8 protein-coding genes and 3 pseudogenes are annotated in these 13,607 nt (G+C 43.1%); 5 read left to right on the top strand and 6 right to left on the bottom strand.

The annotated features are described in order from the left end of the window. Nucleotides 1-1,858 (top strand): TonB-dependent receptor domain-containing protein (locus AAKU64_RS21010; RefSeq protein ID WP_354362930.1); only part of this gene is annotated, 1,858 nt, incomplete at its 5' end. Nucleotides 1,859-1,873: 15 nt separating this feature from the next. Beyond that, nucleotides 1,874-2,869: a hypothetical protein gene (locus AAKU64_RS21005; protein ID WP_322118957.1), complete on the top strand. Its 996-nt coding sequence runs from the start codon at nt 1,874-1,876 to the stop codon at nt 2,867-2,869. A 107-nt stretch (nt 2,870-2,976) separates the two neighbouring features. On the opposite strand, the gene AAKU64_RS21000 is transcribed toward AAKU64_RS21005, so the two are convergent. The 4 genes from AAKU64_RS21000 to AAKU64_RS20985 are packed head-to-tail and all read right to left on the bottom strand — an operon-like array spanning nt 2,977 to nt 9,460. Beyond that, entirely contained in the window at nt 2,977-4,029 is a 1,053-nt protein-coding gene (locus AAKU64_RS21000; protein WP_354335247.1) for a YncE family protein, read from the bottom strand. Between the two features lie 18 nt (nt 4,030-4,047). Then, the gene (locus tag AAKU64_RS20995; protein ID WP_354362929.1) at nt 4,048-7,089 is read right to left on the bottom strand and encodes an efflux RND transporter permease subunit; all 3,042 of its coding nucleotides are present in this window, start codon (nt 7,087-7,089) and stop codon (nt 4,048-4,050) included. Beyond that, nucleotides 7,086-8,165, bottom strand: a complete 1,080-nt coding sequence (locus AAKU64_RS20990) for an efflux RND transporter periplasmic adaptor subunit (protein WP_354335251.1) — start codon at nt 8,163-8,165, stop codon at nt 7,086-7,088. Before AAKU64_RS20990 ends, AAKU64_RS20995 begins: the two co-directional genes overlap by 4 nt. After that, on the bottom strand, nt 8,162-9,460 hold the full coding sequence (locus AAKU64_RS20985) for a TolC family protein (protein WP_354362927.1): 1,299 nt from the start codon (nt 9,458-9,460) through the stop codon (nt 8,162-8,164). Before AAKU64_RS20985 ends, AAKU64_RS20990 begins: the two co-directional genes overlap by 4 nt. A 280-nt stretch (nt 9,461-9,740) precedes the next feature. Here AAKU64_RS20985 and AAKU64_RS20980 point away from each other — a divergent pair, with 280 nt between their 5' ends. Both AAKU64_RS20980 and AAKU64_RS20975 read left to right on the top strand, forming a co-directional pair. Continuing rightward, nucleotides 9,741-10,403, top strand: coding sequence for a response regulator (locus AAKU64_RS20980; protein WP_354362926.1), 663 nt, complete (start codon nt 9,741-9,743; stop codon nt 10,401-10,403). Further along, nucleotides 10,400-11,698, top strand: coding sequence for an ATP-binding protein (locus AAKU64_RS20975; protein WP_354362925.1), 1,299 nt, complete (start codon nt 10,400-10,402; stop codon nt 11,696-11,698). The genes AAKU64_RS20980 and AAKU64_RS20975 overlap by 4 nt, the downstream gene beginning before the upstream one ends. A 119-nt stretch (nt 11,699-11,817) precedes the next feature. Here AAKU64_RS20975 and AAKU64_RS20970 read toward each other — a convergent pair. Beyond that, nucleotides 11,818-12,225 (bottom strand): annotated as a pseudogene (locus tag AAKU64_RS20970) (nitroreductase family protein); the annotation flags it as partial. Between the two features lie 23 nt (nt 12,226-12,248). Between AAKU64_RS20970 and AAKU64_RS20965 the strand changes: the two are divergent. Beyond that, nucleotides 12,249-12,677, top strand: a pseudogene (locus tag AAKU64_RS20965) (ATP-binding protein); the annotation flags it as partial. A gap of 407 nt (nt 12,678-13,084) precedes the next feature. Here the strand turns inward: AAKU64_RS20965 and AAKU64_RS20960 are convergent. After that, nucleotides 13,085-13,421, bottom strand: a pseudogene (locus AAKU64_RS20960) (transposase); the annotation flags it as partial. Nucleotides 13,422-13,607 lie beyond the last annotated feature (186 nt).

Genomic DNA, 13,607 nt, shown 5'->3' with positions numbered 1-13,607 from the left:
CCCGGCTAAAACACCGGATGGTGACACACTAGGGTGGAAACTTTTGGACGCTGTTTCCACCCCTAATCTGGTAAGTATTGCACGCTGTTTGACAGTTAGAGCCTTTGATGCAGGTTATACAGAAACCGTGTTGCGCCAAAGATTAACCATTACCCCTGATGGCAATCCGGTTCAAACGGCGACAGGATTTATCGATGGCTTGAGTGTCAATGGATTCGATAAGACACTACGGCAAGAAAAAGAAACGATTAATAATCAGGTTTTTGTGCTCGGCGGTAAAAATCAATTTGACGAAAAAATTCTCGATTACCGTATCGGTATGACTAAAGGTTCGTACGACAAAAAGTACGATTACAATTCTGACTTTAACTATACTCCGGCTGCTGGAACGCCGTTCATTATTGGCTCGACAACGATCACTCCACCAACCATTAGCTACAATAATTTGGGCACGGGAAACACTCCATCGTTCGGAGTAAACGGCGCCGACTACCTCAACCCTGCGAACTACAATTTAGTTAAATTTCAAAATAGTACACAGAATATTTCAGATAAAGAATGGTCAGTCGCAGGGAATTTAAAGCTACCAGTCAAATGGGGCAACTTCGACTCAGAAAGTGTAAAAACAGGTGTAAGTGCAAGATTACGCACACGTGAAGTAAGGGGGCAACCATACTCCTATAACGGAATTTCCTCGATATCAATGTCAAACGCCTCATATGGCCCAGGAATTACTTTTTATGATGGCGCATATCAAAATGGACCACAATTAAGTCCTGATTTGCTACAAAATCAGCTGGCAGCTAAACAAATCATCAGTGACGATAACCTTACAAATGCAGCGCTTCAGTATCAAAAAGATAAAGAGGACGTTTATGCCGCGTATGGACAATATCAAATGACCTTGGGGAACGTAGGAATTATTACGGGCTTACGGTTTGAAAGCACTCGTGGAACATATGATGCAAATGCTAAAGGTGTTGATGCAAACGGCAATGCATTTATTTCTCCAGTTAGCCAAAGCAAATCTTATACAAATTTCTTCCCGAGCATTCAAGCACGTATCGAACTAAATAAATCGTTGCTATTACGCGCTGCGTACTCATCCACTATCGCTAGACCTGGTTTCAATCAGGTGAACGCCTCGTTAAATATCGATCCCAGTGCGAATACCGTGTCTCAAGGAAATCCCTCACTAAAGCCAGCCACGGCAAATTCGTTTGACGTCTCTTTAGAACAGTATTTGCCTAACTCTGGGATCCTATCTCTTGGGATATTTGACAAAGAAATTAGTAATTACATCGCGAATAACCTGACAAATCAAACCTTCCCCAATAATGGATTATTTGCAGGCTTTGTCGGAGTTGCTCACGTCTATTCCTATGCCAACACTGGAAAATCACGCGCGACAGGATTGGAGTTCAATTATGAACAACGCTTTAAGCAATTACCCGATGTATGGAGTGGGCTTGGCGTAGGCACCAACTACACCTATGTAAATTCTCGCTTTGAAATCAGGCCAGGCGAATATTCGAGTATGCCGTCAACCTCTAAGCAGACTGCTAACGCTAATATTTTTTATGAGAAAAAAGGAATTAATTTACGTTTAGGCGCTTACTATGTTTCACGTAATTTATGGGCGATAGGTGGCAGCAGCGCGACAGACGTTTTCTCTGAGCCACGCACTTCTATGGACTTCGGTAGCTCTTACGATATTAACGACAATGTCTCAATTTATTTTAATGCTAAAAATTTGACAAACACGCCATTGAAATTTGTAGAGGCAAGCTCTAATCGTACCATTCAGCGTGAATTTTACGGCGCGACTTATCAACTTGGCTTAAATATTAATTACTAAGTACAGGAAATATATATGAACTTTCGACCAAAAAAGAGTGCTATCTGCACCGGAATAATCGCGACGATTTGCTTAATACAACAACCATCTTATTCTGCTGAAAAAAACTTCGCAGTGTTACAAAAATGGTCCTTAGGTTCTGTAAGTAAATGGGACTATACGGATATTGACCCAGTCCGGCACCGCCTGTTTGTTACCAGAGGTGACCGGGTTGAAGTGTTTGAATTACCAAGCGGAAAACTAATTGATCAGATTCCGAGCACGATGGGAGTTCATGGCGTAGCATTTGCAGAGGATCTGAAATTAGGTTTTACCAGCAATGGCAAGACAAATTCGGTAACGGTATTTGATTTAGACACGCTGAAGGTAAAGCAAGAGATTAAAGTCGACGGCGTTAATCCTGATGCCATATTGTACGAACCTAATTCCAAAAAATTATTCGTATTTAATGGAAAAACTGCCAATGTGACAGTGATTGACGGCACCAGTATGAAAGTTATCGCAAGCATTCCCACTAACGGCAGACCTGAGTTCGCAGTTAGTAATAACGCAGGTAAGATTTTTTTTAATATTGAAGATAAATCCCAACTCAATGCGATTGATGTCGCTACGAATAAACTGATCTCCAGCTGGCACTTAAAAAATTGTGACGAACCTACTGGTTTAGCAATCGATATTCCGAATGATCGCTTATTTTCAGTTTGCCAAAATAAAGCAATGATAGTTACCGATGCAAAAAATGGAAAAGTAATTGCAGAGGTTACTATTGGCGAGCATCCAGATGCAGTCATCTACGATCAGGAAACTGCAACGATTTTCTCTTCTAACGGCGATGGAGGGGGATCTTTAACGGTCATTAAACAGTTGGACAGTGATCACTACAAAGTACTGGACAATGTAGTCACTGCTCAAGGTGCAAAGACCATGGCAATGGACAAGAAAACTAAAGTCATTTATCTACCGACAGTCGTGGACAAACAATTTTTGGTGCTCTCAGTCGGTAATAAATAGAGGGCATATCTTAAGTACGGAAAAGTATTTTTGGGATCTGAATTATAGGAAGATATTCGACTTTAGCAGTCAAATATCTTCCCATCCAAAGTCAATCTATTACAAATTTAGTTGGAAGAAACGGTGATTAGCGTAAATGATTCAGGCTTCAATTTTGGACGCTGATTTTCTGAAGCCTTAGCGGGTACATCTAACTCTGCTGCAACAAGGTAAATATTGTGCGATACGGTATCGAGTGCCATTGTTCTTGCAGTCACCATCGTCTTTACAGTCTGCTTAGTCATATAAGTATTTTTTGCGTCGACACCAACAACCGTTAAGGTTCCATCGCCATTAGAGCTAAATGCTAGCTGACGTTCTTGATCATAAACGGTCGCATCACTTCCCTTACCAATAGCAGGAGAACCAATAATTTTTCCGGTTTGCCCATCAACGATAGCCATCTTTTGATTGTGGCATCCGGAGAATAGTATTTCATGCTGCGTATCAATAGATAATCCGGCTGGCTCATCGCAGACAGATGTCAAATCAATCTTTTTTAACACGTTCATTTTTTGAGTATCAATCGAGACTAATTGATTTTTATCCTCGACGTTCACGAATAACTTTCCTTTGCCGTCAACAGCCGTAAATTCTGGTTTGCCGTCCAGCATAATAGTCCCTAATATTTTTTGGGATACCGCATCAATCACGGTTAAATTCATTGAGTCGCCATTTGCGACAAATACGCGCTGACTAAAGGAATCAAAAATAATTGCATCTGGCTTTTTTCCTACTGGAACAGTGCCTACTATTTTGAGTGAAGATAACTCAAAAATAGTTACCGAATTATCTTTACCATTACTTGTGAATCCTTTATTTAACGCAGGCGCTAGTGCAACACCATGAACACCGTTCGTATTCGGGATCATTGCTGTAACAGTCTTTGTAGCCAAATCAAATACATCAACGTGATCTCCTCTAGTAATAAACAGTCTTTGGTGATCAGCGTCAAATGTTAAATAATCCCATCTAATATCACCATCCAAATGCTGCGTATTGGTTACACGATAGTTCAAATCAGTCGCCATTGCAGGCGGCACAAAAGCTGCAACAGTAACTATTGAGAGCAGTACAAATGCGGTCGATACCATCGTATTCTTTTTAATCATAGTAAGCATTTCGATTTCCTTTTAAAGTTAAGGTACATGTTTGTCACGCATCAGATAAAACACCACTGGCATAACCAATAATACTAGTGGCAATTGAAAAATAAGGCCTGAAATAATGGCGATGGCTAAAGGCTGTTGCATCTCTGATCCCTGTCCGATCGCAAACGCCAATGGTAGTAAAGTCAAAATCGCTGCGATCGTCGTCATCGCTATCGGGCGCATGCGGTTAATACCTGCATGTATCATTGAAGCGAGCAGATCTTCTTGCGTAATTAGATCTTGTTGTTCAGAAAAATAGAAAATGGCGACTTCAGTCACCATTCCGATAATCATTGTCATACCCATCATCGCGGAAATATTCAATTCTGTATGGGTAATCCAAAGACCAATAAATACCGTCGATACTGCGAGCAAAGCAGTCAATAAAATAGCAATCGCCAGACGGAAACTTTCATATATAAACAAAAGTAATAGAAAGACTAAGGTACTTGCCGCAGCAAAAACCGAAAGTAATCCCTGGAAAGCAATCTGCTGTTGCTCGTATAGCCCACCTAATTGATAGTAGCTACCTTTTGGAACTAGATTTTTTTGAGCCATCACTACTTTTACGTCTGCAATAACCGCACCAAGATCTCTGCCGCTAATCCGCCCGGTGACAGCGATCATTCGTTTCAGATTTTCACGTGCGATCTGAGGTTGGCCTGTGACAGCAATGACGGTGGCTACCCGACTTAATGGAAACATATGTCCATCTGGTGCTCTAACCAACAGACTCTTCAAATCGGTGTCAGTATTTCTTATCAACTTAGGAACCCAAACACGAACACCAATGGTTTTTATGCTATTGGCTACCTGGGTTGCGACATTACCGTTTAATGCTGTGTCTATACTTTTTGTCACGGTATCAATATCCATTCCCTCGACTGCGGCCTTCACTTGATCGATATGTATTTCAAGTGCATCACCCGCGGGATTGATACCGTTTTTCACATCCACAACACCTTGAATTTTTGAGATGGCATCAGCAACTCTGGCGGCAATTACTCCTGATTGATTCGGACTGGCTAAAAATAACTTAATTTCAATTGGCTGAGGTACAGCGGTCAGATCTCCGATCAAATCTTCCATTAACTGAGCCATTTCAATCTTTAGCCCAGGAACCTGATGCTCTACTTTCGTACGTATATCGTCCATCACTTCCTCTACCGGACGACGTGGAAAAGGCTTCAGACGGACGAAAAAATCGCCTTGATTAGCCTCACTCAAACCACCGCCAAGGCCCGTACCGGTGCGTCTGGAATAAGTTTCTACATCTGGGGTTGCTCTGACAATTTCTTCAACCTGGACTAGCAAACGATCTGTTTCTGTCAATGCAGTTCCGGGAGCACTTTGATAATCAAGTACAAAACCACCTTCGTCCATGGATGGCATAAAGCCCGATCCAACATGTTGAAAAGCAATCCAACCTAATAAAGCCAAAGGTAGAACACCAAACAAAATCAGGATTGGTCGAGTAAGAAGAGTATGTAAAAGCTTTTCATATCTAGTATGCATCCAACGAATCAAGCGCGTTTCAACTTTGTGGTCGGCATCCTTTGAGTTTAAGAATTTATCGGCAAGTAGCGGGACCGCCAACCATGTGACTAGGAACGAAATAAACAGAGCCGCAGCCATCGTCAACGACAGTGCCTTAAAAAAAGCCCCGGTGACACCAGTCAAAAAAGCCAACGGAACAAAAATAATTAGTGTGGATGCGCTAGAGCCAGCTAGTGGCCGAATAAACTCCAAAGCGGCGGCCATGACCCGCTCATGCATCTTGCCATTATTGTCTTGTAATCTACGGATGATATGTTCGATCATGACAATTGCGTCATCGATGATTAGACCCACTGCCGCGGCCATTCCACCTAAAGTCATGATGTTGAAACTCATCCCTAATACATAGAGTAAGACAACGGTCGTTGATAAAACGGCTGGAACAACTACGATAGCGATCAACATTACTTTGATGTTGCGCAGGAAGAAAAGTAAAACCAGTGCGGATAATGCAACCCCGATTAATACTGCATCGCGCACACTAGATGCAGAGGCCAATACCAATTGGCTCTGGTCGTACCAGTTCGATATTTTTATTCCGGCGGGTAACTGCACTTGGAATTCACTCAGCTTCTTTTTGACGTCTGATGCAATCTGCACGCTATTACTGCCAGGTTGCTGATAAACGGAAAATAAGACGGCATTTTTTCCATCGGCAGTCACACGTGTCCATCCGGGAACAGTTGATTGCTCAATCGCTGCAATGTCACTTAGATGCACTATCCCATTCGATTGATTTTTTATAATGCTATTTCGAATTTGCTCAATATTTTCAAATCGGCTATTAGCAATAGCCAAATACAATTTATAGTGATCCTCTAATCGTCCTACCGCACTAATGATATTGGTACTAGCGAGCATTTTAGAAACATCGTCAAACGTCAAATCAACCGATTTTAGTTTGATCGGATCGATAGTTACTCTATATTCCTCAACACTACCGCCTAAAACCTGTACCCGTGACACACCATCAATACTCGATAACAAGGGTCTAAGATCGTATTCTGTAAGATCGCGTAATTGGGTAGACGTAAGGCTGTTTGTCGTCAAACTATAGGCAATGATAGGGAAAACGGTTGGATCCATTTGCCGCGTCGATACGAGCGTACCTTGGGGTAATTGCACGGATATTTGCGCAATGGCAGCATTGATCTGCAAAGCAGAGGAAGCCATATCTCTTCCCCAATCAAAATTGACTGAAATTTCTGCAGATCCCCGACTAGTCGTAGAACGAACATTGCGTACGCCGGGTACACGTCGTACCGCCTCTTCAACAGGTCGGGTTACTAACATCTCCATCTGCTCTGCTGGTTGATCTCCCGCATCTAGTGCTACAACAACTCTTGGAAAATCAATAGTTGGAAATAAAGATACCGGCAGTTTTAATGCTGCAATAACGCCTGCAAGAGCAAGTATTAATAATAAAAATAGTATCGACCGACGATGAGATTGCGTCCAGGTAATTGCGCTCATCGCCCAACCTCACGTACCGACATTCCATCTTGTAATTCGTAATTGCCCAACACAACTACTGGAATTGAAGGATGTAGATTTCCGTCGACGCCATAAGTATTAGAAGTTTCAATCACTTTCGTCACCGGGATACGATGTGCTTTTCTGTCTAAAATCTGAAAAAGATAGGCACCTTTTTCGTCACTCAATACGGCTTGTCTTGGGACTTCCCATACAAGATTGTTCCCGATATGAATTAATCCTTGCACACGCATGCCGGGAATAAGAGCTGAATTTGCTTTTGCGGGTAAATCGACAAAGGCGTTAACTAATTGCGTTTTTGGATCAACCAGATTTTGTACATCACCTATTTTTACAGTAGAAATTTTCGACACGTCTTGGACAGAAGTAACGTTCACCGACATACCCGATCTGATCAAACGGCTTTGCGCAGGTTCAATTCCTAATTGAATTCTTAAAGTATCTGTGCGCCCGAGCTGTAATATCCCACCTCCCGCGGGAATACGCTCTCCTTGAGCTACTATTAGGTTCGCTATAACCCCGTCAAATGGAGCTGGTATTTTTAAATTTGTGATATTGCTCCCTAATTTTTTTTGTGTCAGTAAATTGGACTCAGCATCATCTAACTGTTTTTTCGCGCTATCCACCTGAGATTGCGTAGCCAGTTGAAGTGAAGCTAAATCCTCTATTCTTCGAAGTTCATTAGCAGCAAATTTTGCTGACGTTAGCGCCTGCGCATATGACGCTTGAGCATTTGGATCCGTCGATAAAATCGCAAGTGTTTCACCCTGACGTACTTGCTGACCAACGATCACCAGTATTTGGTTAATTTGTCCTGCTTGCGGGACGTTGATGGTGCTCACTCTCCCTGTAATAACCTCTCCGAACGCAGTTAATGTGCGGTCTAAGGATTTCTGATTAACTATTTGCGTTCTGACTAAAACACTGGGAGCTTCCTCGACCTTATCGGCTACGTCTGTCGTCTTCTGCGCGTTACCATTAAGTTTAAATAAGACCAATATACTTATTACCGCAACGCCCGCAATTAAGCCGGAAAATAGAATTTTTGGTCTCATGGGTGGTTGCTTTTTAGAGAGGTTGTGAAAGGCAGGTCGCCGCCAATTAAGGTCTGCAACGCGACTCTTTGTTCGAGAATATTTTCCTGAAGGTTAATCTCCTCAAGTTGTTTTGCTAGTAAAGCCGCATGAACATTTGCATAACTAAGGGAATCGATATTTTTATGCTGTAATGCAATCTCCGAATTTTTAGATGCGATGGAGAGCTGCGCTACCCCTAGCTTTACTTGTTGTAACTGTCGTTCATTAATTTGTTGATCATCCAGAATTTTATGAACATCGTTGTTAGTAATATCCAGACGTTGCTGATATTCGTCATACAGTTTTTGCCGTGTCGCTTTTTCAATAGCAATGACGCCTCGATTCCGGTTCAAAATCGGTAACGATAAAGTAAGCCCGACACCATTTGAATAAATGCCACTAGAGTCTCGTGCGCGAGTCAACCCGAGATTTAATGAGGGGAACTGAGCAATTATCGCAGCACGGTAGCGCTGATCTTGCGCCTGGTAACCTGCCTCTAACGCCATCAGATCAGGGCGCCTCTCAGTGACTTTATCTAGCGCTGTAAGAATCGCTTTTTCGTCTAAATCCGGTACTGATACCGCATCCTGCAGAACAACAATCGTCTCTGGTTTTAAGCCTAATAATGTATTTAATTCGTGTCGGTATTGATTCGTCTGCCGCTCTAAATCATTTACTTGTTTCTGTACATCCTCAAGTGCAGTTAAATTGGGAGTGACCATGTCACTGATTAAAAGTCCTCGACTTAACGCCATGTTCGTTCGTTCATAACGATCAGAAAATAATGTTTGATTGTATTGAAGGATTTCTTTTGATTTTTGTCCCTGTACTAATTTGACATAAAGTAGTCGAGCCTGCGACACGACCTGCCACTCTTGCCATAGAAGATTAAGATCTGTTTTTCTTACTTCGGCTTGAGCCGCAGACAATATCGATGATCGAGTAATCAAGGTACTGATATCAAAACTAAGGCCGTAACTAAATGCTTTAGTCGAACCTGGTCCAGCAGAGTTTGATAAATCGCCACTCAAGGCTAACTGAGGATCTGGCAATAATCCTGCGGCGAAAGCTTGTGCTTGCACGATACCAGCGTCGTCTCGTCCTATCTTCAGATCCGGATTATTCAATACAGCGATGATCGCCACATCCGTCATACTTAAGCGCTCTGCCGACTGAAACGGATGTGTTCGCTGCTCAGCAACTGGCAATGACTTGAAATTCGTAGTTAAATGAGATGAGTACTCTTGTGTCGAAAAATCTTTGGCAAGTGGCATTGGTTGATAAGTTGCGCAAGCAGTTAGCAAGCTGCACAGTAAGGCCACGTAATATCTTCGCATGAGGTTTGTTCTATATAAGACTAGGAAATAGATATTTAGTTATAAAACAGCGCTGAGAGCTAATTTAAGTAACTACATCATAATTTCTGAATTCTTAAATAATCCTTAAGTCATCCAACAATATTCTTACTAATGCTCTTTGTGTTCGTGTTAAGTGGCTTTTAAGACTCGCCGCACTACAATCGACAACACAATTTTTATCTAAAAGGGAATCCAGGTGCGCGTGCTATTAATAGAAGACGACAGGATGATTGGAGAAAGTGTTGAGGAAGGTCTAAGAGCTGAACATTATGCTGTTGACCGGGTGCGCGATGGTGTGAGTGCATCAATGGCGCTAACGAATGACGTATATGACGTTGTCCTACTGGATCTGGGCTTGCCGAAAAAAGCAGGCTTGGAAGTACTTAAAGATTACCGTAAGCAAGGCGGAGCTACCCCTGTACTGATTTTAACTGCGCGGGATACTACAGCTGAACGTATTTTAGGTTTGGACATCGGTGCTGACGATTATTTGATTAAACCATTTAATCTAGATGAGCTATTTGCCCGTATTCGGGCAATATTGCGACGGAATGCAGGACGCCCTCAGCCTACTATTTATTGCCGAGGGGTTAGGTTAAATCCCGCAAGTCATACGACAACTTTGAACGGTGAGCCGCTGCAATTGTCTTCCCGTGAATTCGCCTTATTACAAGCTCTCATGGATCCACCGGGACAAGTAGTTTCCAAATCACGATTAGAAGAAAAACTGTATGGCTGGATGGAAGAAGTTGAAAGTAACACTGTTGAAGTTTACATTCATCATCTCAGAAAAAAGCTAGGTGTTGATTTTATAAAAAATGTTCGTGGCGTTGGCTACATCGTGCTTGATCAGCCATGAGAACCATACGTCAACAATTACTCTTATGGCTATTTGGAGGGGCGTTTGTCTGTTCAATTATCGCCGGAAGTGCACTTTTTCTAAAAATAAGGGAGGAAGCTAGCGAATTATTTGACGCACAATTAAAGCAAGTGGCGGGTTCACTGCCGGTCCCGATTGCAGCAGGTAGTAATGACAATATCGATGGTGGACCAGAGGAAAAGGTCGTACTCCAGGCATGGGACTACAAGGGGCATTCCGTCTATTCGTCTGATCCTGAATCTATATTGCCGTTATATCCGGCGTTAGGATTTAAGACGGTCACCATCGGTGATGAGCAATGGCGTGTGTATAGCCGGACGAAGCAAAATTTAATGATACAAGTCGCACAACCAACTCTGGTGCGTCAGACCCTAGCTGCGAGAATTGCTTTTCGCTGCTTACTTCCCTTCCTCATTTTAATTCCTATACTGGCATACTTCATATGGATAGCAGTAGGTCGCAGCTTGCTACCGTTGACGCAATTTGCCTATGCAGTAAAGAGCCGATCACCTGATGCTTTGCAACCGCTTTCTTTAGATGGACTATCACCAGAGGTAGTTCCTGTCGGTGAAGCATTAAATGATTTATTAAAGCGCCTTGATATCGCATTGACGACACAACGAGCTTTTATCGCTGATGCTGCACATGAGCTGAGAACTCCTATAGCGGCATTGAAGTTACAACTACAGTTGGTAGAGCGCGCTGTTGGCGAGGACCAACGATTAATCGCATTTAATAAATTACATGAGCGCCTGGATAGGACTAGTCATTTAGTCCATCAATTGCTCACCTTGGCACGTCATGAACCTGGACGAGAACAACAGTTATTTCATGACCTCAGTCTGCAGAAATTAGCTGAGAAAGTCGTCGTTGATTATTACCCATTGGCAGCGACCAAAAATATCGAATTTGGTATGGAGTTTGATCCCTTGACACCCAGTATCCATGGAAATATGGATGACCTCAATATACTCTTGAATAATATTGTAGATAATGCTTTACGCTATACCCCAGTTGGTGGACGTGTTGATATTAGTGTGAAGTACCAAAATAATAAATCAATCATTCGTGTGGTAGATAATGGGCCAGGAATTAGTCCTGAAGACCGCAGCCGAGTTTTTGACCGATTTTATCGTTGCGATGGAGTTGAACCTTGGGGAAGTGGCTTGGGATTGGCGATTGCGAAAAGTATCGCTGACATGCATTCAGCCAGAATCGAATTTGACAATAATCCGCTTGAACAAGGCTTGGTTGCCACAATTATTTTTAGTTAATTGACGACTAAAAATATTTTTTAGAAAACTCACACTTTACTTCGTAGATGAGTTTTTTAGTGGTGTCTCAAAAATACTGTTTACCTAACCTATCTTCTGATTTTTGGTTCAAACCTGACTTAGAGCGGCGTATCCTCACCAAGCTTCTGATGTGATGATGATGCGACTGCTTCACCGGAACCCCAATGATCAACGAATACTAAATCGTTTAAGTTACGCTGGCGCTCCCAGCCTTCCAGTTCCAACATCGGTTTAGGATAGAATTGTTCGACATGACCCAGACAGATAATCGCAATCGGCTTTCCTCCCGGAGGAATACTGAGTAAGCGCGCAAGCCTCTCTGGATCAAATAGAGAAACCCATCCCATACCGAGTCCTTCTGCCCTCGATGCCAACCACATGTTTTGGATTGCGCAAGCGACGGATGCAATGTCCATTTCCGGTAAGGTACGACGTCCGAATACATAGGGGTCACGACCGTCCATTAAGGTGACTACGATTAATTCTCCGCATTCGCGTATTCCTTCCCTCTGGCATTACAACGAAAGGAAAGCGGGTACACTTCTATTCGACCGTGGATCTGGTCAATTTACTAGAAAAGGAAAAACGAGACGGTAAGGCAGGACGACTGGCGCTGCAAATGAGTCGACTAGACCTCATCATTTTAGACGAGCTTGGATATCTCCCATTCAGCCAGGTTGGCGGCGCACTGCTGTTTCATCTGCTCTCTAAATTGTACGAACATACCAGTGTGATAATTACCACCAACCTCAGCTTCTCGGAATGGTCGAGTGTATTTGGTGATGCCAAGATGACGACTGCCTTGCTGGATCGACTAACGCATCATTGTCATATCGTCGAAACTGGAAATGAGTCTTATCGCTTCCATCACAGCAGTTCCGCTGCCAAAGTCAGAATTCAAACTCGTGAACAAGGACGCAAGGGAGGGAAAATAGAAAATGAAGAGGACATGCTTTAAGTTTGCGCGCGGGGTAGTCACTTCGGGCTACGCCCTTCGTGACTACCCCGCAACTTCTTACCCGGGTAACACGATAAATAAATAGGTTAAAAACTAACTATTTGTTAGACTTATCCACAATTGCTGGTTCAAGAAACAGCAACTCGCCCTGGGGCAATATTCAATCGGCAGGGTGGGTCAACGTGCGATCCGCACCCCCATGCAGTGCATATTCGGCAACTTTCGACTGGCTGGTCAAAAGGCAGAATGCTATCGCATCTGACCCTTTGACTTTTTATTCAATGTTGCTCTTCGTATTTGAATCCGCCCATTCTCACCTATCAAAATAACTATGCGCATACTTGTTCTCTCCGATCTACAACATGAGCTGTGGAAACGTTTTGCTCCACGGATCGACCCCCTCTGTTAGCCAACCGGATAACACTAATGCGATACGCCTTAACTGTCGCTTGCGCCATCTCACGCCGCTGAGATGGCGTCACCACTTTTTTGCATCGCCTCCGAAATGATTTCCGCCTCCAGCCTCTCTTCGGCGTACATTTTCTTGAGCCGCCGATTCTCGTCTTCGAGCTCCTTCATCCGCGTCATCATCGACGCGTCCATGCCACCGTATTTGCTGCGCCATTTATAGAGCGAAGCCGAACTCATCCCATACTCGCGATAAAACTCCGGAACCGGCGTGCCAGATTCGGATTGCTTCAAGATATTGATAATCTGACTTTCCGTAAAGCGTGATGTTTTCATGTAAAACTTCCTCAAAATCGTATTTAAGAAAATTCTACTTTCAACTGATACTTTTTTGTGGGGGGGATTGCCGGCAAATGCGCTTCCAGAGAGAGGAGCTGCGGCTCCTTTTTATTTTCAGGAGCGGGAGGCAAGGGAAGAAGCTCTGCAAAAAGGCAAAAGCCCTTAACTCTGTGGAGTTAAGGG

The sequence above is a fragment of the Undibacterium sp. GrIS 1.8 genome (assembly GCF_040544445.1).
Taxonomy (GTDB): domain Bacteria; phylum Pseudomonadota; class Gammaproteobacteria; order Burkholderiales; family Burkholderiaceae_D; genus Undibacterium.
The sequence above is the reverse complement of the archived record's forward strand: the minus strand, read 5'-3'. Positions and strand labels throughout refer to the sequence as shown.